This window comes from Kribbella sp. NPDC005582, assembly GCF_040605415.1.
Lineage (GTDB): Bacteria > Actinomycetota > Actinomycetes > Propionibacteriales > Kribbellaceae > Kribbella.
The window spans coordinates 318186-343469 of sequence record NZ_JBEXCU010000008.1 but is presented as its reverse complement, the minus strand read 5'-3'; the positions used below and the strand labels follow the sequence as shown (position 1 = coordinate 343469).

The window sequence follows — 25284 nt, the reverse complement described above, 5'->3', positions numbered from 1 at the left end:
GTGGGTCTAGGCATCCGGCCGGATGCGTTCGCCGACCGGCGTGACCATGAGCTCGCCCTCCGCTGCGCGTAGCAGAAGGGTGAGGAGCGGGCCGGTCATTGCGGTGGTGACCAGAGCCATCACGACCAGCAGCGAGTAGAGGTAGCCGTCGATGATGCCGAGTTGCAGGCCGAGGCTGAGCACGATGAGTTCGGTCAGGCCACGGGTGTTCATCAGCGCGGCGAGGACGGCGGCCTCGCGCCGGGGTCTGCGGCCGAGCCGCGCACCGAGGTAGGCGCCGCCGAGTTTGCCGGCGATCGCGGCGACCAGGACGAGAGCCAGTTCGCCGAGACCGGCGACGGTGAGGCCGGAGAGGTTCACCTGGAGCCCGGCCATCACGAAGAAGATTGGCAGCAGCAGCGTCGTACTGAAGGTGTCGACGCGGTCGTGCAGGACGCGGGTGAGCCGTTCGGCTCCGGTTCGGGGCATCAGGACGCCGAAGAAGAAGGCGCCGAAGATGAAGTGCAGCCCGAGCCATTCGGTGCAGGCCGCGGACAGCAGCAGACCGGCGACGACCGCCACGATCGCCGTGGCATTCGGCTCCCGTTGGGTGAGGCGGCGCAGGAGCGGTCGGACAGCGAACAGCATCACGAGCAGGTACGGCGCAACGAGGGCGAGCCGCCAGGGGTGGTTCGCGGCCCCGAGGACGGCGACCACTCCCGCGAGGATCGTCCAGGCCGCCAGGTCGGCGAGGGCAGCGCAGGTCAGGGCGAGCCCTCCGATCTCGGTGCGCTGCAGGTCGCGGTCGCGCAGGATCCTGGCCAGTACCGGGAACGCGGTGATGGACAACGCCGTACCGATGTAGAGCGCGAAGCCGGGCATCGAGCTGTCCGGCCGCCGAAGGACGAACGAGATCCCGAAGCCGATCCCGAACGGCACCAGTACCGCGCCGAGCGAGGTGGTCAGCGCCGCCGCGGAGTTGCCACGCACGATCCGGTGATCGAGCTCGAGACCGACCAGGAGCATGAAGACCGCGACCCCCAGATTCGCCAGCGCCGACAGGAGCGGTCTGACGTCCGCCGGGAAGAGGGCCGTGGGCAACAAACCGTGGAAAAAGGTCGGGCCGAGCAGGATGCCGGCCGCCATCTCGCCGATCACCCGGGGCTGCCGCAGCCGTTCGGCGAAGTTCCCGGCGAGCCTGGTGGCCAGCAGGATCACGGCAACGCCGACGAGGAGAAAGCAGGCTTGATGCGTCGTCACGGTACTCACCACCTTCCCGGATCCGGTGAAAACCGTAGGACGGCCCAGTTCCGGTGCGGTGACGGAAGGTGTAATTCGGCCGTGGAACTGGGGTCCGGAAAATCCCATGCCAGCCACTAGCTGACGGGTAAGCGTTTGCCTTACGGTGAGCTCGCGTACGCGGACAGTTACCGCCCCGACTTTCCGATGAGGTAAATGCGATGAAAATCCTGCGCACACTCTGCACTGCCGTTGTGCTCGGCCTGGTTGCCCCGACGGCCGCGCACGCCCAGGTCGAGCCTGGCGGCTGGACCTCGTACTCGCCGTCGTTCACCGAACAGGAACGCGGCTGCGGCCAGATCGACGGCTTGACCTTCCGGCTCACCTGCTCGACCAGCAGTGGTGACCAACGCGCCGAACGCCGGTACGCGACGTACTCGAGTGGGACCCGGCAGTTCGAAGGGTCGTTCCGGATCACGTCGATGACCGGCAGCCGGATCAGTCTCAAGCAGACCTTCAACGAGAGCGGTTCCGGGCCGTACTTCATGCTGGCGGTGGAGAGCGGCGGCCGGCTGTACCGCGTTGGCGGCGACACGATCGCGGGTGGCGCGACGGTCGGTACGACGGTCCGGGTGAACACGGTGCACCAGGTGGGCAGTCAGCACCGGACCTATATCAACGGCTCGCTGAAGCACACCATGTCCAGCCCGGGTGGGAGTTTCTACGACAAGTTCGGTTCGTACCGGACAGCCAGTGGCGCGGGTCCGATCCAGGTTCAGTGGAGCGGCGTGCAGTTCTGGCGCAAGTAGATGCGAGTTCTCTTCGTGTGCTTGCTCCTGCTGCTGGCCGGTTGCGGTTCGGGCGGTCAGCAGCAGGGGTTTCAGCTGACGGCGAGCCTGGTCGCGGACGACGTGACGCTGCGCTGGTCGGGTGCGCCCGCCGACGCGGCGTACCTGATGGTCGAGTACGCGACCGAGAAGAACGGTGAGTACACGATCCTCGACTTCCTGCCGCCGGATCGCCGCGAGTTCCAGCATCCCGATTTGATGCCTGCGACAACGTTCTACTACCGCGTCACGCCGCTCACCGCCCCACCGGGCGAAGCGGCAACGGCCCGCCGGCAACCCCAAGAAATCCAGCTCACCTGGACAGACACCAGCACCGACGAAGACGGCTACCTACTCGAGCGCCGCCGTACAGCTCAACCCGCCGAGGTCGCTGCCTACCTGGACCCCAACACCACAACCTTCAACCTGCCCCTCCTCCCCACCGACCAGCCCGCCACCTACTACCCCCGCCCCTTCCGCCGAGGCATGCCCAGTCCCATCACCCACGAGACAATCCCACCGGCGTAGACCAGAAAGTTGCCCTAGGCCATTGGATCTGGCGCTGATCTGTTGTTCCATCGGAAGAGGGGAGTTGGTACCTCCGGGGGAGGGCAACGGGAGGTGGGGGCTGTGAAGTGTTCGATCTGGGGTGTTGCGGGCCTAGTCGTCGGTACGGCGCTGGCGATGCCCGCGATGGCGAGCGGCCAGCCGGCAAATGGTCCGGGAATCCGCATCGCGGCGGATGTTCCGGAGCCTGAGGATGCCCAATTCGTGCCTGAGGCATCGAATGTGGTGCCGGCAACCGCGAAGGGAGCCACGGATATCAGGCGCAACCCAGCCGCAAAGGCAGCGGCAGGTACCTACGTCTGTCCGGGGTTCAGCACGATCGATGACGCGGTACCGCTCACGGCAGTGCTGGATGACACGTTCATCTGGGGCACATTCCCGCCGTACAAAGTTGGCGACGGCAACGGAAACATCAACTGGAAGCTCAATCCGTACGACAATCCCAGCTGGTACATGTGGTTCCACTCGCTGCGCTGGATCGGTCAGTCGGTGACCGCGGCGGCTCAGGGGGACGCCGCGGCGATGGCGCGGATGACTGCGATCGCGCGGGACTGGGTCACGGACAACCCGTATTCCTGGAAGGCCGATCTCGGCGCCTGGGAGTCGACCATGCACCGAACGAATGTGCTGATCTGCGTGCGTCAGGCCGTCTTGGCCAACCGCGCGGTCGAGACGCTGCCGGCGGAGTACGCCTGGCTCGACAAGGCATTGGTTGACCATGGCACCTTTCTGACCAACAACTGGAGCGGCGCCTGGAACCACGGGACCGATGAGAGCATCGCTCTGTTCGGCGTCGGGTGCACGCTGAATCGCGAGGACTTCCTGCAGCTGGCCCAGCAGCGGTTCGCGACCGGCATCACGACCTCGATCGATCCGCAGGGCGGGACGAACGAGCAGTCCACCGGGTACGCGCAGTTCAACTATTCGCTGTGGGGCCGCGCGGTCGACGCGATGGTGAACTGCGGAACCGATCCGGGGACGACGATCAACCAGCGGCGGGTGCTGCTGGCCAAGTTCGTCGCTCATGCCACCACACCCAAGGGGACCCTGCAGCAGATCGGTGACACCGACACCGTCAAGACCTACAACATCGCCGGTACGCCGCTGGAGTACGTCGCCACCGCAGGCCAGTCCGGTACGCCGCCGGCCGAGCGCGTCGGCCTGTACACGACAGCCGGTTTCGCGTTCGGCCGCTCCGGATGGGGTACGACGACCCCGTTCGCCGGCGAATCGGCGTACAGCCTGCGCTTTGGTCCGCGGCGGATGGTGCACGGGCACAGCGATCACGACGGCCTGACCTATCAGGCCCGCGGTCGGGACATCCTGATCGATCCGGGGTATCCGGGGTACAAGAACAGCCCGTGGCGGACGTGGGCGAAGGGGCCGTTGGCCCACAGTTCGATGACGGTCCCGCAATCCGCGGACCCGATGCAGGCGACCAAGCTGGAGCGCTACACGCTGCGGGACCAGGCGGACTTCTACGAGCTGAAGGACTCTCCCGGGGTCGGTGTGAACCGAACTCGGGCGGTGCTCGTCGTACGGAAGCCGGACCTCATCGTCACCCTTGACCGTGCGACCGCCACGAAGTCACAGCAGTTCCAGACCCTGTGGCACCTACCGTCGGATCAGAACGTCGTGATCGAGTCGCGATCCGTCGCGGTCGCCCGGAAGGCTGGCGAGAACACCAGGACAGTGATACTCCAGGTTCCTTACAAGCAAGCGATTCCGGCCGGCGCGACGCTGGTCAGGAAAGGTCTGACCCGCCCGATTCAGGGCTGGCACTACCCGACCCCGGATCTTCGCTACCAGGCTCCGACCGTCGTCGAGGCGCGGATCGGCACGTCGGCCTCGATCCTGTCGTTCCTGATCCCGCTCCGGGCGAACGCCAAGATCGGCTACACGACCCGCCAGTCCGGTACGACGTACGTCGTCGACCTCACCGTGGACGGCCTGAAGACCTCGATCGGAGTCACCGGCGGCGGTTCACTGGTCCGCCTGGCGTAGAGCCGCGAGCAACTCGGCCTGTACGGCGGTTGTCGTGGTGTCGGTGCGGGTTGTCAGGTAGAGGGTGTTGAGGGGTGGGAGTTCGGGGTTGGCGAGGGCGACGAGGGTGCCGTTGGTGAGGTGGGGGTGGCAGAGGTAGGTGGGGAGGACGGTGAGGCCGGCGCCGGCGAGGGTGGTGGTGAGGGCGCCGCGGAGGTCGGGGACGACCAGGTCGGGGGTCCGGGTGAGGCGGGTGTTGAAGACGGTCCGCCAGTAGCGGCGGAGGATGGGAGCCTCTTCGGCGTAGGCGATCAGAGGGATGGTGCGGAGGGCGTCGGCGGTGGTGACCGGGGTCTTGCGGGCCCAGTGCGGAGCGGCGACCAGGACGAAGGTTTCGTCGTAGCAGGGGGTTGCGCGGAGGCCGGGGCGGCGGGGACGGGTGGAGCTGACGACCAGGTCGAGGCTTCGGTCCTGCAGGCGGTCGAGGAGTTCGTCGGGGAGGCCGAAGGTGGTGCGGACCTGGAGGCCGGCGGCGATCCGGCCGGCCAGGGCGGGGAGGACCTGGTGGCAGAGGAAGTCGGAGGGGCCGCCGAGGTGCAGGGTGGCGGGGGTGGGGTCGTCGAGTTCGGTCTGCAGGAGGGTTTGCAGGGTGTCGAGCGGGTCGGCGATGCGGCGGGCGAGTTCGTCGCCTGCGCTGGTGGGGCGGATGCCGCGGGGCAGGCGGTCGAAGAGCGGGCGGCCGAGGGTGTGCTCGAGCGTCTTGAGGTGGGCGGTCACGGTGGGCTGGGAGAGGCCGAGGCTTTGTGCGCCGGCCGTGACCGATCCGGCCCGGTGGACGGCGAGGAAGGTGCGGAGCAGATCCAGCGACATATCGGCAATCTTATGCCTCGACCAACGAATGCCTATTGGTTTCCTATAGCGACCTCGACGCATGATGGGGGACATGACACGCGTACTGATTGCACTGACCAGCCACTCCGAGCTCGGCGACACCGGGCGGAAGACCGGCTTCTACGTTTCTGAGGCCGCCGAGCCGTGGGCCGTCTTCACCGAGGCCGGCTACGAGGTCGGGCTGGTGTCCGTCGCCGGTGGGCGGCCGCCCGTCGATGGCCTCGACGAGAGCGACCCGCTCCAGCAGAAGTTCCTCGGTGCGGTCGACCTCGAGAACACTCCGGTCGCCGCCGACCTGGACGCGTCGGCGTACGACGCGATCTTCTTCGCCGGCGGACATGGGGCGATGTGGGACTTCCCCGCGGCTGATGATCTGCTGAAGCTGGCCGCTGACATCTACGAGCGGGGTGGTGTGGTGGCCGCGGTCTGCCATGGGCCGTCGGCGCTGGTGAACCTGAAACTGTCCGACGGGTCCTACCTCGTCGACGGCAAGAACGTCGCCGGCTTCACCAATGCCGAGGAAGCGGCCGTCGGCCTGACCGAGGTCGTCCCGTTCCTGCTTGCCGACAAGCTGACCGAGCGCGGCGCGATCCACCAGCCGGCCCACAACTGGACCCCGCAGGCCGTGACCGATGAGCGGCTCGTCACCGGCCAGAACCCGCAGTCCGCCCACGTCACCGCCGAGGGTGTTGCGAAGCTCCTCGGCTGAAGCGGCAAAGGGCTAGAACGGCCAGGCCGGCGAGCGACCGAGCACGGCGACGATCTGGTCGAGCTGGTTGGTGCCGGTGTAGGGCAGGTCAGGCCCGAAGGCGGCGCCCGGGACGAGTCGGGCTTCGCCGACCGGGACGATCTGGGCGACCGTCTGAGCGGCGTCGAGGACATCGACAGTGAAGTCGACGGTGATGCCGAGAGCCGTGGCCAGATCCCAGCTGTGGACGACGTAGTCGATGAAGTGGAAGCTGATCGCCTGGTGGCCGGGCGCCTTCACGTCCGGACCGAACTCCAGCAGCGGGAAGATCCGCTCGGTCACGCCGTCCTCGGCGAAGGCTGCGAGCACGTGCTCGGCGGACTCGATGTACGCCTGGACGGGGTCGGCGCCGAGGTCGCGCAGCTTCCAGACCTCCGGGTCGGCGTCGCCGCGGGAGGCCGCCGCGAAGCCGTAGTGCTGCGTGGCCATGTGCGCGAGCAGGCCGTAGACCGTCCAGGCGCGGCACGGGGTCGGCTTGGCGAGATCGGCGTCGGTGACGCCGGCCGCCAGTTCGATGCTGGTGTTGACGGCGCGGCGGTCGAGGGAGACGAAATCGATAGTAGGCATGCGCTGATCATAAGCGCATGCATATGATTTCGCCAGTGTTATCGTCCGGACATGGATGATCGCCCGGACCTCGCGGCGATGCTGTATCCGCTGGTGCGGGTGCTGATCGCCGCCGAGACACCGATCCTCGCCACCCATGGCGTCTCGATGTGGGGCTACTCGGTGCTGACCGCGCTGGACGAGACGCCGGTGCGCACCCAGGCGGCGCTGGCCGAGGCGATCGGCGCGGACAAGTCGCGGATCATCGGCACGCTCGACGAGCTGCAGTCGGCCGGCCTGATCGAGCGGACGCCGGATCCCGACGATCGCCGGGTCCGGTTGCTGTCGATCACGGCCAAGGGACGCCGGGTACGCCGTGCGGTGCGCAAGGGCATCCGGGCGTACGAGGACGAGTTGCTCGGGGCGCTGCCGGCGGATGACCGCGAGGCGTTGATCCGGTCGTTGAAGGCTCTACAACAGTAGACCGATTTAGCACAACGGATTCCGCCTGTGACGTAAAGGTCACTTTCGGTTGAACCTTCTGAGCCGGGGATCCGTTCGCATGAGCAAGTCCTTGAACCGCCCCTTGAGGAGTGAGGCTCATGCACGTGTTGGAGCGTTATCAGTCACAGGTGATCGCTGTTTTCCGGATCGTGGTCGGATTCCTGTTCGCATGTCACGGCGCCGCGTCGTTGTTCGGTGTCCTCGGGTCCAAGCAGACCGAGGCGTTCGTCTGGCCGTCCTGGTGGGCAGCCCTGATCCAGCTGGTCGGAGGTACGTTGGTCGCGATCGGGCTCGGAACCCGGTACGCCGCGTTGCTCTGCTCGGGGTCGATGGCGTTCGCCTACTTCACCGTTCATCAGGTGGACGCTTTGCTGCCCGTGCAGAATGGTGGCGAGAAAGCGGCGCTGTTCTGCTTCGCCTTTCTGCTGATCGCCTTCCTCGGTAACGGCGCCTGGGCGCTGGAGCGGAAGCCGGCGAGCACGCAGCGGCAGCCGGCGGTGGTCGCGACCGAGTGATTTGTTAGCCATGCCCGACAGAGCAGGAGCCCCGATGGCCGACGACCGGGCCGCGATGCTGCGCGAGCTGCACGATGTGCATGCGCCGGCGCTGTGGCGGTTCGTGGTGCGGCTGACCGGCGACGACCGACTGGCCGAGGACGTCGTCCAGGAGACCCTGCTGCGGGCATGGCGACGGCCGCAGATATTGACCGAGGACGAAGCGGGGGCCCGGGCCTGGCTGTTCACGGTGGCGCGCAATCTCGTCATCGACGACCGGCGCAGTGCCCGGGTCAACCGTGAGGTGGCCAGCGGCGACCTGCCCGAGCGACCCAGTACCGATCACGCGAACGCCGTACTGGATGCCTGGCTGGTGGCCGAATCGCTGGCACAGTTGTCGGAGGAGCATCGGCAGGTGATCGTCCGGGCGTACTTCGGGCGTCGTACCGTCACTGACATCGCCGAGGAGCTGGACATCCCGTCGGGCACCGTGAAGTCGCGGCTGCACTACGGGTTGCGGGCGTTGAAGCTCGCGTTGCAGGAGAAGGGGGTGACGAGTCAATGAGTGACAAGTACCGGGAGTGGGACGCGGCTTATCTGCTGGGTGCCCTGTCGGCCTCCGAGCGCCGCGAGTACGAGAAGCATCTGACGAACTGTGACGAGTGCTCCGCGGCAGTGGCGTCCGTGACCCCCGTGCTCGCCGCGCTGAGCGCGTTGCCGAGCGATCAGGCGATGACCGCGGTCTCGATCAGTACGCCGAATGTGCTGCCCGGCCTGGCGCGCAAGGTGGCCGAAGATCGCCGGCGCCGACGGTTCCGCGTGGCCGGCCTCGTCGCCGCGGTGGCAGCGGTCTCGATCGGGATCGGCGCCGTACTCGCCGTCCCGCTGGTGCAGGACGAGCCCGAGGGTGACTATGTCGTCCTCGCGCAGACCGTGGAGAGCAAGCTGTCCGCCGATGCCCGGCTGGTGCCGGAGCGCTGGGGCACGACCATCGAGATCAGCTGCCGGTACGACGAGCTCGCGACCCCGAGTGAGCGGGCCCGAGGCTACGAGTTGTACCTCACTGATGCCTCGGGCAAGGCGCAGTTGCTGGCGAGCTGGACCTCCGCCCCCGGTACGACGGTGAAGCCGGCCGCGACCACGAAGTTGCAGCGGAGCGAGATCCGCGCGCTGGACATCCGCAGCTCGGAGACCGGCCGCATCCTGCTGGCCGTGCATTTCTGAGCCGTGCATTTGTGAGCACTGCGTTTGCTGAACTGTGCGGTTCTGTTGGATTCGGTGGCTCAGATGTGCATGACACAGGAGTGCCGGGGCACCTGAGAATCACGAGCCGCCAGTCGCGCGCGAGGCCGTCGGCTCAGGCCCCGGTGTTCAGGGATGAGTGCACCGGGGCCGACCCCTGCCCACCACCGGGGAAGAATTTTTCCTGATTCGTGTAACGCTTCGGTCGTCACCAGCGATACACCGTGTGTAACGCCACTGAGGATCCCGTCCCAGGTCAACCGCCCGAAGGGCCTGGGACGGGGTTCTCGTCCGTCGATGAGGCGCCCCGGCCCGGCGTTACAGCAGAAGGCCCCCGGTTGACTCGCATCCCGGGGGCCTTCTCATGTTTTCTCCGGCCTTCCTACGAGGCCTGCTCGTTCGGCGCGGGCGGCGCGGCCAGCGCGATCCGGTCCGCCGGCAGGCGTTCCGTCCGCTCCAGACCCTCGTCGTCCTCGTACTGCACCGTACCGGTCCATCCCGACTCCTCGTGCTCGCGGCCGATCAACCAGCCGCGGTGCCATCGGTCGTCCACGAGGACGACCACATGGCCAGGCAGAGGGAGGCGGGACACCAGGTCGGCGCCGGGTTCGAACTCACTCATGGCCGTAGAATAAGCGTTTTTCGCCGATACCGCCTGTTCGAGCGTGTCTCAGCGGACAAGCTTCAACCGATCGATCTCCTCGTCGCTGAGCACAACGTCGAGTCCCGCAAGGGTTTCCGGCAGGTCGTCAGCCGGTACGGCGCGTGTCGTGGACCGGCCGTCGGCGTACTCGGTGGTGAGCTCGGAACCGACCAACCGCCGTACGACGCCGTCCGCAACGCGCATCACCACCGGGCGACCGGTGAACGGCGAGTGCGGATGCGTGGAAACGTAGTGGTGATAGACCTCGTAGTCGATCGGACGGACCGGTTCGTCGTTCGACGCGTGCTGCGGTTCCCAGCCGTCGGCTGTGCGTTTCGCCAACGTCCACACGTCTTTCGTGCGCGTCAGCTGATGATCCCAGCCGCCTTGATCGACGCTCACGCCGTCTATGAGCGGCGTCGGGTAGAGCTGACCGGCGCCGAATCCCACATCGGCAAGGAACTCCTGGTCGTCGACGCCGACCTTGAGCAGTGCGTGGGTGCGTGGTCCTGCCTTGTGCGGCTGGACTCTCGCGACCCGTCGATCGACCGCGAAGCCGAGGCGTTCGAGGGCGGCGCCGAACAGCAGTGTGTGTTCGTAGCAGTAACCTCCGCGTTGCCGGCCGACCAGCTTGTTCTGGATCGCCTCGAGGGTGATCCCGGGATGCGTCCCGAGAACGACGTCGATGTTCTCGAACGGGATCGCCAGCACGTGCGCGCGATGCAGGCTCCGCAGGCTCTCGGCGCTGGGCGAGACGTGCGGATGTCCGATCCGGTTGAGGTAGGCGGTCAGATCGAGGGCCTCGATGTTCCACATGCGACTACCTCAGCATTTCAAGTTCACTTGAGGTCAAGCTCGGTGAAGAGAGTGAGCTGGATGCCGCCAGGCGTTTCCAAGCGGGCGTTCAGTGAGTTCCACGGGGTCGTGGTCGGCTCGGCGATCACGGTCGCGCCACCGTCCTCCAGCGTCCGCGTCATCGCCGCCGCGTCGTCGACCTCGAACGCCACCCGGTACTTCCCGGCGACCCGGCGGCCGACCTCGACGTGATCGATGAAGTCGGCCTGTCCCGGATCGGCGATCTCGAGGGTCGCGCGCTCGACCTCGAGAATCACCACCCGCCCGTTCTCCGACGAGTACGAGGCGCGCTCGGTCAACCCGAGCACATCGCGGTAGAACGTCACCGCCTCGTCGTAGTCGTCCGCCGTGACTACCAACCGCAGCTCTTTGACTCCCATGGAGTCAGTATCTACAGCCGGGAGACCTGATAGTGCGCGATCAGGCCGTCGCGCAGCAGCACGCTGAGGTTGACGGTGATCGTCGGCCGATCGGTGAAGCTGAAGTCGACCGACAGATACGCGAGTTCCAGGTTGTCGGCCAACTGCCGGGTCTCCAGTACGTCGTACTTCGCGGTCAGGCCGAGCGGTTGCGAGTCGTAGTACGCGGCCACGGCGGCACGGCCGACGCCGTACGGGTGGAGGCCTTGGAAGATCGCGTCCTCGGTGAAGAGCGCGGCAATGGCCTTCGAATCGTGGGCGGCGATACCTGCTGCCCATTGATCAAGGATTTCCTTCATGTGAGTCTCCTGGAGTGAAGGCGGACCGGCAGGGCTGCCACCGCGGCGAGAGCCACGACGGCGGCGCTGACCAGAAGCGCCTGGTGATATCCGTTGTGCAAGAGGGGTCCGACGGCGAGCGGCCCGATGATCTGGCCGACGCTGTAGCCGGTGGTGAGGATGGCGACCGCCCTCGGGACCTGCAGCTCCGTGCCGATCGCGAGGGCGAGGTTGGCGACGCCGAGGAAGGTACCGCCGAACAAGGCTGCCGAGATCAAGGCTGCGGCCACGCCTGGCACGACCACCGGCAACGCGATGCCGACGGCCTGCAGGACGAGCGCGGTCAGTAGCACCGTGGAGCGTGGCCATGTTCGGCTCAGCCGGGCCCAGAGGACGGTTGAGGGAAGCGCCGCCAGCCCGACGATGACCCAGGCGCCGTTGCCGGCGGTGCTGGTTTCGTTGATGGCGGCAACCAAGAAGGTGCCGGCGACGATGTAGCCGGTCCCTTCCAGGGAGTAGCTGGTGAAGAGGGCGGCGAAGTGCCGTGAGCTGCCTCGATCAGTCGCGGCCGCTGAGGTCGGCGTACCGGTCAGGTTCCAGGCAGGGATCGCGCAAGCGATGCTGAGCGCGGCCGAAAGCAACCACGCCGTCCGCCAGCCGTGACCGGCCAGTGCAGCGCCGGACAGGGCGATACCGGCGCCGACCCCGCCGAAGACCCAGCCCACGTGATGACCATGCAGCCGCGGCAGTACGGCGCTCACCGCGATCACGAACACCAACGCGCTCGCGATACCGGCGGTGAGGCGGAGGACGAGCCACAGCTGTGCGCTGCCGGTGAGCGGCATCAGGGCGAGGGTCGCGGTCAGGATCAGCAGCGACGACCGGAGCGCCCAGCGGGACCCGACGAGCCGCGGTACAGCGATCGCAGCCAGTGCGCCGGCCAGGTAGCCGAGGTAGTTGGCGGTGGCGAGCCAGGCGCCGAGGCGCGCGGTGAGACCGGCTTGGGCCTGCATGATCGGAAGGATCGGGGTGAACGCGAAGCGTCCGATTCCCATCCCGCCGGCCAAAGCCGCCGCACCTTGGCCCGCCAGCCGCCAGTCCTTCATGTCAGTGGCCTGCCTGCTGGCCACCGTCGACGTTCAGGATCTCGCCGGTGACGAACTTCGCGTTCTCCAGGTAGGTGACCGCGTCGACGATCTCGTCGATCTCGCCGAGCCGGCCGACCGGGTGCAGCGCCGCGAGGAACGCGTGGTTTTCCTCCGGGTGCATCGGGGTCCGGATCACGCCGGGGGAGACGGCGTTGAAGCGGATGCCACGGGCGGCGTACTCGATCGCGAGCGACTTGGTGACGGAGTTCAGGCCGCCCTTGGTGAGTGCGGCCAGTGCCGCCGGGACCGCGGTGACGGCGTGGTCGGTGAAGCTGGTGGAGATGTTGACGACGTGTCCGCCGTCCTCGTTCTCGAGCATCGCGGTCACGGCCCGCCGGGTGGTGTCGAAGAAGCCGCGCAGGTTGATGCCGGTGACCTGGGCGAACTCCTCGTCGGTGTAGTCGGTGAACGGCTTGGCGACGAAGACGCCGGCGTTGTTCACCAGGGTGTCGATCCGGCCGAAGGTCTCCAGGCCCTTCTCGATCAGCGCGGTGCCGACGCCGATCTCGGCGATGTCGCCGGGGACGGCCAGGATGAACGGGTCGTCCGAGGGGGCGATGTTCCGCGAGTTCGCGACGACGGCGTACCCGAGCTTGCGGTAGGCGGTGACGAGGCCGGCGCCGATGCCCTGGGACGCTCCGGTGACGACGGCGACTTTCTGGGTGGTCATGGTTCTCCTTGGTTGAAGTTTGTACTTTCATCGTCGTCGAACCTTGGCGGGTTTTCCACGACCGGTCTGCTCCCAGCTGAGAGGCTGCGCCTACTACTCTTCGAGGGTGGAACTTCGGCAGTTGCGGTACTTCGTGGCGGTCGCCGAGGAGCTGAACTTCGGCCGGGCCGCGGCGCGGCTGCACATCGCGGGGCCGTCGCTGTCGCAGCAGATCAAGTCGCTCGAGCGGGATCTCGGGGTGCGGTTGTTCGAGCGCGACCGGCGGACCGTGACGCTGACCGCGCACGGCGAGACGTTGCTGCCGCGGACTCGGGCGCTCCTCGAGCAGGCCGACGAGCTTCGTCGTACGGCGCGGGGGTTCGCGGCGAGCGAGCCGGTGCGGCTGGGCTACGTGAGCTGGCGGCCGCCAGATCTCGAGAAGCGGGTCTCCGGGGTGGCGCGGTTGCTGGTCGATGCGTGGGTGATGCCGTCGCACACCCAGGCCGCGCGGGTCGCGGACGGAAGTATCGACCTGGCGATCACGTGGGTGCGGGCGACCGACCTGGCCGAGCAGCAACTAACCGGTCGGTTGCTTGGCGTCGACCGCCTGTACGCCGTTTCGGTCGGCAACGAATCGGCGGTGCAGGCCAAGGACACCGTGGTGCTCGTCGATGCCGACACCACGACCTGGGCCTCGTGGAACATCTACGCGATCGAGTTCGCACGCGAGACCGGCGCGTCGATCGAGCGGATCGACGACCACGGAATCACCGGCCCGGCGTTCTTCGATCACGTACGCCGGTTGCGGCGGCCGGTGCTGAGTTCGCCGAAGCGGGACGCCACTCCGTGGCCGAGCGGGTTCACCCGGCGGCCGGTGGCGAATCCCGTGCCGCTGTGGACCTGGGCGCTGGTGTCTCGGTGGGACGAATCCGATCCGGCCGTTCTCGCGGCGGCAGAGGCGCTGACCCGGGATGTCGTCGTGGAGTTCGGGCCCGCGCCGTACTGGCTGCCGGGGGACGACCCGTTCCGGCCAGGGGCTCCGACCTACCAGCCCTGAGTCCTTCGGCTGGGGCCGAAGCAGGCCATTCGGTCTCCGTTTCACAGATTGTTCCGGATCGGCCTGGAATCGATTCTCACTGCATCGGCGGACTTCCGGGAGGTCACTGTGCGGTGGGTACGAGCGTTGGTCGGCCTGGGGCTGATCGTCGGAGTAGGCGCGGTGGTGGTACCACCGCAGCCGGCGGCGGCCGCGACTCCGCCCGGGCATTGGGTGGAATCGGCGTACACGTCGGTCTTCAAGGACAGCGGGCCGTCGGAGGAGGCGTCCGACCGGCTGAAGCTCGACACCGCGCGCAACGACTACGAAGGTGGTCAGGTGGTGCTGCGCGGTCCGGCGGCGTTCACGATCAGCGGCGTCGACTTCACCGATCTGGCCGGGCCGTCGGACAGCATCGCGGCCACGAACCTGTCGTACAACTTCGTCGGCTACCAGAGCCTGAACCACAACTCGACGTTCGACGGCGTGCAGCCGGCCTGGCACACGATCCGCAACGCTCCGGGGCTGTTCCCTGACCGGCTCGTCAACGATCCGACCATCGCGGTCGCGGCGAACACCACGCAATCGGTCTGGATCCGGGTGTACGTGCCGGCTGAGGCGGCCGGCGGTGTCTACAGCGGCCGGGTGACGCTGCGGACGACCGCCGGAGATGTCACCGTGCCGCTGAGTGTGGACGCGCGGGCGGTGACCGTGCCGCCGGCCAAGGACGGCGGATTCACCACAGTTCTGTGGCAGAGCACGGTGCAGGCGTTGTCCCCCGATCCGAAGGTCACTGACACGATCGAGGAGATCTACCAGTACAAGAAGTACTCCGCGAAGTGGTGGGAACTGCTCGACCGGCAGGCGGAACTCACCAAGCGCTACCGCGGGAACAGCGTGCAGATTCCGACGGTCGCGTTGCTGAAGGACGCGGGCAGTGTGTTCAACCCGTCGACCGGGAAGTACACGTTCAACTGGACCTTGATCGACCAGGTGGTCGAACACTTCCAGGCCCACGGCGCGGTGAAGCGGATCGAGGGCAACGACCTGATCGGCGCTTCGCCGCGGTTCAAGGTGGCGACGCTGCCGAGCACGGCCGGCGCTTACCAGGTCTACTACGACTGGGATTCCGCGGCCGGCAAGAACTGGACGAACCAGTACCTTCCGGCGCTGCGCGATCACGTCGCCGCCAAGGGGTGGTCGCAGCTGTGGTTCCAGCACATCTCCGACGAGGCGCAGGACGTCACCGAGTACAACGAGGTCGCCGCCAGCTACCGCGCGCTGTGGCCGGGGATCACCATCGCCGACGCGATCGTGAACGCCGGCGCCTTCGGCGTCGCCAAGACGACCGACATCGTGATCCCGAACCTGCACACCTACACCGGGAACCCTGACCCGTTCGACTTCGAGCGGACCGGCAATCACAAGGAACTCTGGTTCTACAACTGCAACATCCCGGTGCACGGCCACCTGAACAGGTTCATCGACCAGGCGCAGTGGAACCAGCGCATGACGATGTGGCTGGCCTACAGCCGCGGCGCGACCGGCTACCTGCACTGGGCCTACAACAACTGGCGCTACAAGATCGACGACCAGGAGCCGAAGGGCGACGGCTGGATCACTCAGCCGGACGTCGCCCGGAACACCTTCGAGGTGACGACCCGGTACGAGTCGTTGCGCGACGGGATCGAGGACTGGGAGGTGCTGAACCTGCTGGGCAAGACGAACCCGGGCCTGGCCACCGAGCTGTCCCGCAGCCTGGTGCAGATGAGCAACAACTACCAGTCCGACACCGCTTATATGCAACGGATCCGGGCGATGATGCTGGATGCCGCGGCCGGTCGCCCGCTGATCCCGAACGACCTCGCCAAGGGCAAGGTCGCGGCGGCCTCGAGTGTTTCCGGTGACGCGGCCAAGGCGGTCGACGGCGAACCGGCGACAGCCTGGCAGCCGACCGGTACCGGTGAGCAGTGGCTGCAGGTCGACCTCGGCCGGCAGGCGCAGCTGAACGGCGTGAATCTGGCCTGGACGACGGCACCCGCGTCGTCCAAGGTGCAACTCTCGTACGACGGTTCGTACTGGTCGGACGCGCACGCGGTGAACAGCGCGGACAAGGCGTACTTCGCGGGGATCAACGGCAAGGCGCGGTTCGTGCGGATCGTCGTACCGGCTGGTGCGGGAGCGGTCGGCCTCGCCTCGCTGGAGGTGTCCGGGTCTTATCTGCTGCAGCAGAACTTCGCGGGTGGCAAGACCTACACCAAGCCTGGGGGAACCTCGTCCGGCAACGACGACGCGGGCCGGGAAGCGACCGACGGCGTGCTGTCCCACGACTGGGGTGACCGGCGCGGCTTCGCGTACGACGTACCGGCTGAAGGTGCGACGGCGACGTACGACGTGACGGTGGACCTCGGCGTCGTCCAGACGGTGGGCCGGGCCAAGGCGCACGCGTACGAGGACTTCCCCGGCTATCACCCGGACCGGATCAAGATCTCGGTCAGCGGCGACGGGACGAATTTCACCGAGGTCGCGCAGACCGGTGTGGATCGTGGGATGTACAAGGTGTGGTACCAAGCCGACTTCGCGCCGGCCCGCGGCCGGTACGTCCGGTTCAGCTTCGTCAAGACGAGGACGGGCGACCGATCGGCGGTGTACTTCGACGATCTTGAGGTGTACGGCGTGGGGTCGGTGCCGGCGGCAACCGAAGAGGTGCCCGGATCGGCCGGATACCGGTACGGCGACCAGGAGCTGATGTTCGCGCCGACCGCGACGGGTTCGCTGATGCGCTGGAACTGGACGTCCGGCGTGGGGACGAAGACCGCCGACTGGGGGCAGGGGCCGATCGCCGGCCGGCCGTCGGGGTACGCGTGGCTCGATCAGCAGCACGCGGTCGCCCGCAGTACCGACGGGAAGCTGTTGCACTGGTGGCAGTCGCCGGGACAAGCGCAGCCGTCGTTCGCGAACTGGGCCGGTGATGCGGCGTCCGATCCAGTGGCCGCGGTCTGGGGCGGTCAGCAGCACATCTTCGCCCGGTCGAGCGACGGCGCGGTGTCGCACTGGTGGTGGGATCCGGTCGACCTGAAGCTGAGGCTGGACAAGTGGTCCGGCGCCCCCGGGCCGATCGTCGGCCGGCCTTCGGTCTACACCTATCGCGACCAGCTCCATGTTGTTGCCCGCAGCACCGACAATCACCTGTACCACTGGTGGTGGGTCGCCGACGAGGCCGAACCGCATTTCGCCGATTGGGGTGGCGAGGTCTACTCCGACCCGACCACGTTCACCTGGCAAGGGCAGCAGCATGTGTTCGCCCAGGCGGCGGACGGACAGCTGTCGCACTGGTGGTGGGACCCGTCCGGTGGTCTGCAGCTGGACAAGTGGACCGGTGCGCCGGGACGGTTCGTGGGCGCGCCGGCCGGGTTCGCCTTCGGCGACGAGCAGCATGTGGTTGCCCGCGGCCCCAATAACACCCTGTACACCTGGTTCTGGGGCAAGGGCAGCAACACGGTGACCTTCGCCGACCACGGTGGTACGGCGTACTCGGATCCGGTGGCGTACAAGTTCGGGGATCAGCAGCAGATCTTCGCGCAGTCGGCTTCGAACACGCTCACGCACTGGTGGTGGGTGCCGGCCGAGGGCTGGCAACAGAACGACTGGGGCGGGAGTGTGCGCTACCAGCCGTGAGTCTGGGCGGTGGCAGGTGTCAGCCGATAGCCGGTGTTCTCGGAGAACTCGGCTGACAGTGCGAAGCGGTCGCCGCGGACGATTGTGTGGCGCCACTCGACCGGGCGGTTCTGGGCGGTGCCCCGCCGGATGATCGAGAAGACAGCGGCCTCGGCCGGGCAGTGCAGCAGTGCACGCTCGGCCGGGGCCGGCATCACGGCGCGGATGTCCTCGCGACCGTGGTCCAGGCGCAGGCCGGTGCGCTCGGCGAGCTCGTGGTAGAGGCTGGTGTGCGTGAAGTCGGAGTCGAGCAGCGGCGCGGCGACCGAGGCCGGCAGCCAGACTCGATCCAGCGCGAGCGGCTCGTCACCGGCGTACCGGAGGCGCTCCAGGTAGAGCAGCGGGATGGAGGCCTCGAGCTCGAGGCGCGCTGCGATCACGCCGTCCGCGCGGATGTCGAGGGCCCGGACGACGCTGTGCTGCGCGAGACCGGAGGCCTCGACGGAGGAGAACAGGCTGTACAGCGCGCCCATCGGCTGCCGGATCTCGGGGACGGTCGCGACCCTCGGCTGCCGGCCGCGCTCGGCCACGATCAGACCGTCGGCGCGCAGCTGGCCGAGCGCCTGGCGGACGGTGTGGCGGCTGACGGCGTACTCCTCGACCAGCGCCAGCTCACCGGGGAAGGCGTCGTCGAACTCCCCGGCACGCAACCGCCGTACCAGGTCGCTCTGCAACTGCTTCCACAACGGCTCCCCGCCGGAGCGGTTCAGCACGGTCATTCGGGTCAGCCTCCGAAGTTGCCAAATGTCCGGTCATCTCTTAGCTTAAATGTACGTACATCTTTGCGAGGAGGAGCCGGGCTGATGGTGCAGGTCGAGATTAGGGCACCTCGCACCGCCACCTGGCACCTTCCGCCGCTCCGTGGACGGCTTCCGGGGCTGCTCGTCGTCCTGGTGCTCGCGGCCGCGGCTGTTCCGCTCGGCCGGCTGGTGCCGGTGGTGGGTGGGCCGGTCTTCGGGATCGTGTTCGGGGTGCTGGCCGGGCTGGCCTTCCCGCGGGTGCGATCCGAAGTCTTCCGGCCGGGGATCGACTTCGCGTCGAAGAACCTGCTGCAGCTGTCGATCGTCGTCCTGGGGACCGGGCTGTCGCTGCAGCAGGTCGCGCGCGTGGGCCTGTCGTCATTGCCGGTGATGCTCGGGACGCTGGCGCTCGCGCTCGGTGGGGCTTGGTTGTTCGGCCGGCTGCTTGGCGTCCGCGACGACACGCAGATTCTGATCGGCGTCGGTACGGCGATCTGCGGCGGCTCGGCGATCGCGGCCGCCACTGCGGCGATCGGGGCCCGGCGGTCGTCGGTCGCCTACGCTCTCGCGACGATCTTCACGTTCAATATCGTTGCTGTGCTGACGTTTCCGCCGCTCGGGCATCTGCTCGGGATGAGCCCGGAAGCCTTCGGATTATGGGCCGGTACGGCGATCAACGACACCTCGTCCGTGGTCGCGGCCGGGTACGCGTACAGCCAGAGTGCCGGTGATCAGGCGATCGTCGTGAAGCTCACCCGGTCACTCACGCTGATTCCGATCGTGCTGACGCTGGTGGCGCTGAAGGTTCGCCGGGAGAACCGCGCGGCCCGGGCGCTCGACGTACAGGGTGCTTCTTATGACGGGGCGACGGCGTCGACGCGTGGGCCGCTGCCGTGGAAGAAGCTTGTTCCGCTGTTCCTGATCGGGTTTGTCGCGGCGGCCGGGCTGCGGACGGCGGGCGCCGTACCGGATGGTTGGCTGCCTTCGTTGAGCCTGATCGGGACCTGCCTGATCACGGCCGCGTTGACCGCGATCGGCCTGTCGCTGCGGCCGCGCGAGCTGCGCGACGCAGGACCCAGGCCGCTCCTGCTCGGGGCGATTCTCTGGGTCCTGGTCGCGGTCGGTTCGCTGGTCCTTCAGTCCTTCTTCTCGTAGGCGGCCAGGCGCGTCTGCACAGCCTGGATCCGCGGTACGTCGAGCTTGCTGCTGCGGTCGAAGTTGTAGATCCCGTTCTCTTCCTGGAAGACGTCGGTGAGCTGCGTGTAGCAGTAGCCGAACATCAGCGGGTCGTCGAGCAGGGCGTCGACCAGCCCGGTGAAGCGGACGTAGAAGTCCTCCTCGTCGGCGACGCGCTGGCCGTAGCCCCAGGAGTCCTCGCTGTTGCCGGACTTGCCCGCGGCGGCCTTCTCCGCGTTCCACCAGATGCCGCCGAACTCACTACAGAAGTACGGCTGGCCGTTGTAGGGCTGGGAGATCGGCCGGTCGGCGGGGCCGCCGGTGTTGCCGTACGGCTCGCCGTCCTTGAGGCCGGCCATCTGCTTGGCGAACTCGACCGGGTCCTGCTCGTAGTTGTGCGAGTCCCAGACGTCGGTCTCGGGCACGCGGTGCGAGTAACCCGATGCGTCGAGGACCGGGCGGGTCGAGTCGGCCGCCTTGGTGGCAAGGAACATCGCGCGCGTTACGTCGTCCAGCTGGGTGATCCGGTCGTGCAGCAGTTGGTGCGTCTCGTTGAGCGGGCACCAGCCGACGATGCTCGGGTGGCTGTAGTCGCGCTCGACCGCCTCGAGCCACTGCGCGACGTACGAGGCCGTTGGCTGCTGGTTGTCGTCGCCGGTGTGACCGACGCCGGAACCCCAGTCACCGAACTCGCCCCAGACGAGGTAGCCGAGGCGGTCCGCGTGGTACAGGAACCGCTCCTCGAACACCTTCTGGTGCAGGCGTGCGCCGTTGAAACCGGCCGCGATGCCGAGCTCGATGTCCTTGATCAGCGCTTCCTCGGAGGGCGCTGTCATCAGGCTCTCCGGCCAGTAGCCCTGGTCGAGCACCAGCCGCTGGAACACGTGCTTGCCGTTGATCAGGATCGCCTGGCCGTTGACCGATACCGACCGCAGGCCGGCGTAGCTGTCGGCCGTATCGATGACGTTGCCGTCGGCATCGACCAGTTCGATGGTGACGTCGTACAGGTGGGGATCTGTGGTGTCCCAGAGCCGGACGCGATCAGTTGGCACGTGCAGGGTCAACCGGGGTGCGAGGTCGAGATCGGCGCGGACCTCGGCCGTCGTCACCTCGCCGTCGGCATCCTTCAGGGTGGCGCGGATCCTGTGTCCCGGCTTGTTGGCCGACACCGGTACGGCGAGGTGGAAGCTCTCGCCGGCCACATCCGGCGTGATCCGCGGCCGCTTGAGGTGGACCGTCGGAACGGCCTCGAGCCACACCGTCTGCCAGATGCCGGTCGTGCGCGTGTAGAGGCAGGCGTGATTGAAGTACAGCTGGCTCTGCTTGCCGCGCGCCTGCGGACCCTTGTGGGTGTCCCGCGCGCGGACGACGATCGTCGCCTCTTCGCCCGGCTTGGCCACCTTGCTCAGGTTCGCACTGAACGGCGTGAAACCACCGCGATGCCGGACGACCTCGGTCCCGTTCACCCAGACCGTCGCGTCATGATCGACCGCCTGGAAGTGCAGCACCGCCTCCTTGCCCGCCCACTCCTGCGGAATCGTCACGGTCGCCCGGTACCAGACCGCCTCCAGGAAGTCGACATCCTCGACCCCCGACAGCTTGCTCTCCGGCGCGAACGGCACCACGATCCGCCGCTCCAGCTCCCGGTCCCGCACCCCCCGCTCCAGCCCACTGTCCGACCGATCGATCTCGAACTGCCACTCGCCGTTCAGATTCACCCACTCCGCCCGCACGAACTGCGGACGCGGGTACTCGGCACGAGGCTGTGTCATAGGGACTCCCGAAGACATGAGAAGGCGGGTTCGCAGAAGACAGTACAACGTTGGAATTGAGGTGGCAACGGGGTGTTCACCCGGCTGCTCAACGCCCGGGTGTGAGGTCGAGCAGCTTGCGGGCGGCTTCGGTTCGGGTGCTGGCGTTGAGTTTGGCCAGAATGCGGGAGACGTGGACACCGGCGGTGTTGCCGCTGATGAACAGCTCGGCGGCGATCTGCCGGTTGCTCTTGCCTTCGGCAACCAGTGTCAGCACCTCGAGCTCGCGCCGGGTGAGTCCCAGCGTGGACTTCGGTGGCGTGACCGGCGGCGACGGCGCCGCCTGCGGTTGGCACTGCGACAGTTCGTACGGCTGACCGAGCTCTCGCCAGATCCGCGCGGCCGTCTCCTGGTCGCCGATCGCCATCGCGCGGTAGGCCTTGTCGACCGGTCCGAGCACCGGTACGTCGGGCAGCTCGGCCGGTACGGCGGCAGCGAGCAGCGGCCACGCCTCGTGGGGGTGCGCCTCGAGGTGCTCGGCGGCCGACGTCGCAGCGTAGATCTCGGCGGCCCGGTCGGGGGTCAGCCGGATCTGCAGGGTGCGGAGCCTGATCCGGTACTTCCGCACCCACGGCTCGTCGCCGAGCAACTCATCGGCGGTACCGGCGGAGGCCAGTGCTGCGGACGGGTCGCCCTGGGCCAGTTGAATCTCGCCACGGCTGATCAGCAGGGCGGCGTGACTGAGTCTGGGCAGGTCCGGTTCGCCGAGGGTCTCGTCGATCAGTTCCAGCGCCTCCGCCCAGCGGCCGAGGGCGGTCAGCGCCTGCACCCACTTGACCACGAGGATCGGCGCGTGCCGCGAGTACTGGAAGGTCTCGTGTGCTGTTCGGAGGCCGAGTTGGATGACCTCGATCGCGGCGACGTGCTGTCCGAAGGCGTGCCGGGTGGCGGCCTCCCACAGCGCGACGCCGATCTTCGTCGGTGGGTCGGCGGCAGCGCGGGCGGCTGCGAAATGGCGGCAGGCCGCCTCCAGATCCTCCGCCTCGGCGAGGCCCAGATAGGCATGGGCCCGAGCCGCGAGCCCGGCGTCGCCATGCCGCTCGGCGATCTCGAGCGCGGCACCTGCATCCTGGGCACCGCGGACGGGGTCGCCGGCGAAGACACTGCCGGCGGCGAGTTCGGCGAGGATCTCTCCGCGCAGCAGGTCCTCGTCACTCAGGGTCAGCGCCTGGAGCAGATCGTCGCGGCCGCCGGTGTTGCCCAGGTTCTTCAGCCGAGCCTGGAAGAGGTACCGCCGAGGGCTGGGGGCGAGTGCGAGAGCTTCGACCGACCAGCTCAGGCCGGCGGCGACCGCACTCGTAGCGAGGCTGGCTTGTACCGCGTGGTCGAGCGCGGTGAGCCGGTCGACACCTGCAACCGCCGCGGCGTCGGCGACCTTCTCCCACAGCTCCAGGACCCGCTGCAGTAAGTGCAGCCGCTCTGCCTCCGCTCCGGTGCGCTGCGCCCGCTCTGCTGCCTGCCAGGCAGCCCTGAGCGCCAGCGGATGGTCACCGGCCTCGTGGGCGTGCGCGGCCAGCTCGGCGACGTGTTCCGGCATGTCGAGTAACGCTGTCGCATACTGCGCATGCCGGCGCGCCTTCTCGACCGGCAGCAGCAGGTCGTAGACGGCCTGACGGATCAGCGCATGCCGAAAGGCATAGCCAGTGTCGGTGGGCTGCAGCACCTGCTCCACGACCAGGTAGCGCAGCGCCTGATGCAGCTCTGGTTCGGGCAGTCCGACGACCGCAGCCAGTACGTCGTGCTCGACCACAGAGCCCGCCACTGCGGCGATGGTCAGTACGTGCTCGGTGTCGCCGTCGAGTTCGGGTAGCCCGGCCCTGAGCAGCTCGAGTAGCTCGGCGGGTGTCTCCTCGGGGGAACTGCTGAGCGCCTCCACGAACAGCGGGTTGCCCCGGCTGCGCTCGAAGACACGAGCCACCAGCGTGGGCTCGGGCTCCCGGCCGAGCAGCGCGGCCAGCTGCCGACCCACCTCATGTCGGCTCAACGGGGCCGGCGCGATCCGCCGTACGGTGGGCAGCCGTGCGAGTTCGGCGACCAGTTGTCGCAGCGGACCGGACGGCGCTCGGTGGGTGCCGATCAGGAAGACACCGCTGTGGCTCAGGTTGGCCACCAGGAAGGTCAGTAGCTCCAGGCTGGACACATCGGCCCAGTGCAGGTCTTCGAGCACGAGTACCAGCGACCGGGACTCGGCGGCGCGCTCCAGCACTGTGAGCACCTCGCTGAACAACCGCATTCGGTCGACCGGCTGGGAGAGATCGGGCAGCAAAGCGGCGAGCGAGGTGAAGGTGCCGGGCGTCAGACCACGCAGCACCCCGACGAACGGCGCGAACGGCAGTCCGTCGTTGCCGAACTCCAGGCACCGGCCGGTCAACACCAGCGGTTCCGAGCCGAGCCGGGTGGTGAACTCGTGCACCAGGCGGGATTTGCCGATCCCGGCCTCGCCCGACACCAGCGCGGTTCCGACGGTCTCGTCCCGGAAAGCGGCCAGCAACGCGGCGAGTTCCGGGCCGCGGCCGACGAAGGTGCTGGGGGTGGTCACCGGGCAAAGATAACGAGATCTCGTGATTCGGCGCCCCCCTCTTTACGAACAGCATGATGGGTATGACGAACAACGAGATCACCCCCTTCCAGATCGCCGTTCCCCAGTCCGACCTCGACGACCTGCGGAACCGGCTCCAGCGCACCCGGTGGACCGACGAGCTGCCCGGCGCGGGCTGGGAACGCGGTGTACCGGCGAGCTACCTCCGCGACCTGGCCGGCTACTGGGCCGAGAAGTTCGACTGGCGGGCTCAGGAGTCGATGCTGAACGCGTACCCGCAGTTCACCACCGTGATCGACGGGCAGCGGCTGCACTTCCTGCACATCCGCTCGGCCCGTACCGACGCGACGCCGCTGCTCCTCGTCCACGGCTGGCCCGGATCAGTCCTCGACTTCCTCGACCTGATCGAGCCGCTGACCGCACCCGGGGCCGGCGAGCCGGCATTCCACCTCGTCATCCCGTCGGTCCCGGGGTTCGGGTTCTCCGGTCCGATCACCGAGACGGGCTGGACCGACACCCGGATCGCAGCGGCCTTCGCGGAGCTGATGGCCCGGCTGGACTACGACCGGTACGGCGTACAGGGCGGCGACATCGGCGCGTTCATCGGGCCCGCCCTCGGCCGGGTCGACGCCGAGCACGTGATCGGGATCCACGCCAACGCGTTGGTCACCTTCCCGACCGGTGACCCCGCCGACATGGCCGCGCTGACCGAGACCGAGCAGGAGCGGCTCAAGGCCATGAAGAATTTCCAGGACGACATGTCGGCGTACATGCAGCTGCAGGGCACCCGGCCGCAGACCATCGCCCACGCGCTCGCCGACTCACCCACCGGGCAGCTCGCCTGGATCGTCGAGAAGTACAAGGAGTGGACCGACGCGGCCAAGGACCTACCGGAGGACGCCGTCGACCGCGACCGGCTGCTCGCCACTGTCAGCATCTACTGGTTCACCGACACCGCGCGCAGTGTGGCGAACTCGTACTACGAACGCTTCCACGACGCGAGCATGTGGGCCCCGAAACCCCCAGCCACGGTACCGACCGGCGTCGCCGTCTTCACCACCGCCGACTACGCCATCCGCCGCTTCGCCGAGAAGGCCCACAACATCACGCACTGGTCCGAGTTCTACCAAGGCGGCCACTTCCCCGCCCTGGAGGTCCCCGACCTCCTGACCGGGGACATCCGCGAGTTCTTCAAGTCCCTCTCCACAGACGACTAGTGAACCTGCCGTAGGCAGGACCGCCATCCAGCGATA

General features: G+C 67.8%; 24 protein-coding genes. 12 read left to right on the top strand and 12 right to left on the bottom strand.

Translation table 11 applies throughout. The features are described from left to right. Nucleotides 1–6: 6 nt before the first annotated feature. Nucleotides 7–1239, bottom strand: a complete 1233-nt coding sequence (locus tag ABZS29_RS35635) for a cation:proton antiporter (RefSeq protein ID WP_355468953.1) — start codon at nt 1237–1239, stop codon at nt 7–9. Nucleotides 1240–1439: 200 nt separating this feature from the next. On the opposite strand from ABZS29_RS35635, the gene ABZS29_RS35630 reads away from it, so the two are divergent. The 3 genes from ABZS29_RS35630 (at nt 1440) to ABZS29_RS35620 (ending at nt 4616) form a co-directional block, all read left to right on the top strand. Beyond that, on the top strand, nt 1440–2027 hold the full coding sequence (locus tag ABZS29_RS35630; protein ID WP_355468951.1) for a hypothetical protein: 588 nt from the start codon (nt 1440–1442) through the stop codon (nt 2025–2027). Beyond that, nucleotides 2028–2573, top strand: a complete 546-nt coding sequence (locus tag ABZS29_RS35625) for a hypothetical protein (protein WP_355468949.1) — start codon at nt 2028–2030, stop codon at nt 2571–2573. A 102-nt stretch (nt 2574–2675) separates the two neighbouring features. Further along, nucleotides 2676–4616: a heparinase II/III family protein gene (locus ABZS29_RS35620; RefSeq protein ID WP_355468947.1), complete on the top strand. Its 1941-nt coding sequence runs from the start codon at nt 2676–2678 to the stop codon at nt 4614–4616. Here the strand turns inward: ABZS29_RS35620 and ABZS29_RS35615 are convergent. Continuing rightward, nucleotides 4596–5465 carry a LysR family transcriptional regulator gene (locus tag ABZS29_RS35615; RefSeq protein ID WP_355468945.1) on the bottom strand — a complete coding sequence of 290 codons (870 nt, stop codon included), beginning with the start codon at nt 5463–5465 and terminating at the stop codon, nt 4596–4598. The genes ABZS29_RS35620 and ABZS29_RS35615 overlap by 21 nt on opposite strands. Nucleotides 5466–5538: 73 nt before the next feature. Between ABZS29_RS35615 and ABZS29_RS35610 the strand changes: the two genes are divergently transcribed. After that, nucleotides 5539–6195, top strand: coding sequence for a type 1 glutamine amidotransferase domain-containing protein (locus ABZS29_RS35610; protein ID WP_355468944.1), 657 nt, complete (start codon nt 5539–5541; stop codon nt 6193–6195). Between the two features lie 12 nt (nt 6196–6207). On the opposite strand, the gene ABZS29_RS35605 is transcribed toward ABZS29_RS35610, so the two are convergent. Further along, nucleotides 6208–6801 (bottom strand): TIGR03086 family metal-binding protein, encoded by a 594-nt coding sequence (locus ABZS29_RS35605; protein WP_355468942.1) that lies wholly within the window; start codon nt 6799–6801, stop codon nt 6208–6210. Nucleotides 6802–6852: 51 nt separating this feature from the next. On the opposite strand from ABZS29_RS35605, the gene ABZS29_RS35600 reads away from it, so the two are divergent. The 4 genes from ABZS29_RS35600 to ABZS29_RS35585 all read left to right on the top strand — a co-directional run bounded on the left by ABZS29_RS35600 (nt 6853) and on the right by ABZS29_RS35585 (nt 9002). Further along, nucleotides 6853–7263 (top strand): MarR family transcriptional regulator, encoded by a 411-nt coding sequence (locus tag ABZS29_RS35600; RefSeq protein WP_355468940.1) that lies wholly within the window; start codon nt 6853–6855, stop codon nt 7261–7263. Nucleotides 7264–7382: 119 nt separating this feature from the next. Then, entirely contained in the window at nt 7383–7799 is a 417-nt protein-coding gene (locus ABZS29_RS35595) for a DoxX family protein (RefSeq protein WP_355468938.1), read from the top strand. Nucleotides 7800–7833: 34 nt separating this feature from the next. Next, nucleotides 7834–8343, top strand: coding sequence for a sigma-70 family RNA polymerase sigma factor (locus ABZS29_RS35590; RefSeq protein ID WP_355468936.1), 510 nt, complete (start codon nt 7834–7836; stop codon nt 8341–8343). Next, nucleotides 8340–9002, top strand: coding sequence for a zf-HC2 domain-containing protein (locus ABZS29_RS35585; protein WP_355468934.1), 663 nt, complete (start codon nt 8340–8342; stop codon nt 9000–9002). Before ABZS29_RS35590 ends, ABZS29_RS35585 begins: the two co-directional genes overlap by 4 nt. 400 nt (nt 9003–9402) lie before the next feature. On the opposite strand, the gene ABZS29_RS35580 is transcribed toward ABZS29_RS35585, so the two are convergent. Genes ABZS29_RS35580 through ABZS29_RS35555 form a run of 6 tightly spaced genes read right to left on the bottom strand, consistent with a single transcriptional unit; the run spans nt 9403 to nt 13033 of the window. Continuing rightward, nucleotides 9403–9642: a hypothetical protein gene (locus ABZS29_RS35580; protein ID WP_355468933.1), complete on the bottom strand. Its 240-nt coding sequence runs from the start codon at nt 9640–9642 to the stop codon at nt 9403–9405. A gap of 48 nt (nt 9643–9690) precedes the next feature. Then, entirely contained in the window at nt 9691–10479 is a 789-nt protein-coding gene (locus tag ABZS29_RS35575) for an arylamine N-acetyltransferase (RefSeq protein WP_355468931.1), read from the bottom strand. Between the two features lie 23 nt (nt 10480–10502). Continuing rightward, nucleotides 10503–10898 (bottom strand): VOC family protein, encoded by a 396-nt coding sequence (locus ABZS29_RS35570; RefSeq protein ID WP_355468929.1) that lies wholly within the window; start codon nt 10896–10898, stop codon nt 10503–10505. Between the two features lie 11 nt (nt 10899–10909). After that, nucleotides 10910–11236 carry a hypothetical protein gene (locus ABZS29_RS35565; RefSeq protein ID WP_355468927.1) on the bottom strand — a complete coding sequence of 109 codons (327 nt, stop codon included), beginning with the start codon at nt 11234–11236 and terminating at the stop codon, nt 10910–10912. Further along, the gene (locus ABZS29_RS35560; protein ID WP_355468925.1) at nt 11233–12321 is read right to left on the bottom strand and encodes a YbfB/YjiJ family MFS transporter; all 1089 of its coding nucleotides are present in this window, start codon (nt 12319–12321) and stop codon (nt 11233–11235) included. The genes ABZS29_RS35565 and ABZS29_RS35560 overlap by 4 nt, the downstream gene beginning before the upstream one ends. A gap of 1 nt (nt 12322) precedes the next feature. Continuing rightward, nucleotides 12323–13033, bottom strand: a complete 711-nt coding sequence (locus ABZS29_RS35555) for an SDR family oxidoreductase (RefSeq protein WP_355468923.1) — start codon at nt 13031–13033, stop codon at nt 12323–12325. A 106-nt stretch (nt 13034–13139) separates the two neighbouring features. Between ABZS29_RS35555 and ABZS29_RS35550 the strand changes: the two genes are divergently transcribed. Continuing rightward, nucleotides 13140–14069 carry a LysR family transcriptional regulator gene (locus ABZS29_RS35550; RefSeq protein WP_355468921.1) on the top strand — a complete coding sequence of 310 codons (930 nt, stop codon included), beginning with the start codon at nt 13140–13142 and terminating at the stop codon, nt 14067–14069. 108 nt (nt 14070–14177) lie between these two features. Beyond that, a complete protein-coding gene (locus ABZS29_RS35545; RefSeq protein ID WP_355468919.1) occupies nt 14178–17726 on the top strand; it encodes a glycoside hydrolase domain-containing protein in 3549 nt (1182 codons plus the stop codon). Here the strand turns inward: ABZS29_RS35545 and ABZS29_RS35540 are convergent. Further along, a complete protein-coding gene (locus ABZS29_RS35540) occupies nt 17714–18484 on the bottom strand; it encodes a GntR family transcriptional regulator (RefSeq protein WP_355468917.1) in 771 nt (256 codons plus the stop codon). The two genes, ABZS29_RS35545 and ABZS29_RS35540, sit on opposite strands and share 13 nt — an antisense overlap. A gap of 84 nt (nt 18485–18568) precedes the next feature. On the opposite strand from ABZS29_RS35540, the gene ABZS29_RS35535 reads away from it, so the two are divergent. Beyond that, nucleotides 18569–19660 carry a putative sulfate exporter family transporter gene (locus ABZS29_RS35535; protein WP_355468915.1) on the top strand — a complete coding sequence of 364 codons (1092 nt, stop codon included), beginning with the start codon at nt 18569–18571 and terminating at the stop codon, nt 19658–19660. Here ABZS29_RS35535 and ABZS29_RS35530 read toward each other — a convergent pair. Next, nucleotides 19642–21453 carry a sugar-binding domain-containing protein gene (locus ABZS29_RS35530; protein ID WP_355468913.1) on the bottom strand — a complete coding sequence of 604 codons (1812 nt, stop codon included), beginning with the start codon at nt 21451–21453 and terminating at the stop codon, nt 19642–19644. The two genes, ABZS29_RS35535 and ABZS29_RS35530, sit on opposite strands and share 19 nt — an antisense overlap. Nucleotides 21454–21541: 88 nt before the next feature. Continuing rightward, nucleotides 21542–24031, bottom strand: a complete 2490-nt coding sequence (locus ABZS29_RS35525; protein ID WP_355468911.1) for an AAA family ATPase — start codon at nt 24029–24031, stop codon at nt 21542–21544. A 62-nt stretch (nt 24032–24093) separates the two neighbouring features. On the opposite strand from ABZS29_RS35525, the gene ABZS29_RS35520 reads away from it, so the two are divergent. Next, nucleotides 24094–25248: an epoxide hydrolase family protein gene (locus tag ABZS29_RS35520; protein ID WP_355468910.1), complete on the top strand. Its 1155-nt coding sequence runs from the start codon at nt 24094–24096 to the stop codon at nt 25246–25248. Nucleotides 25249–25284 lie beyond the last annotated feature (36 nt).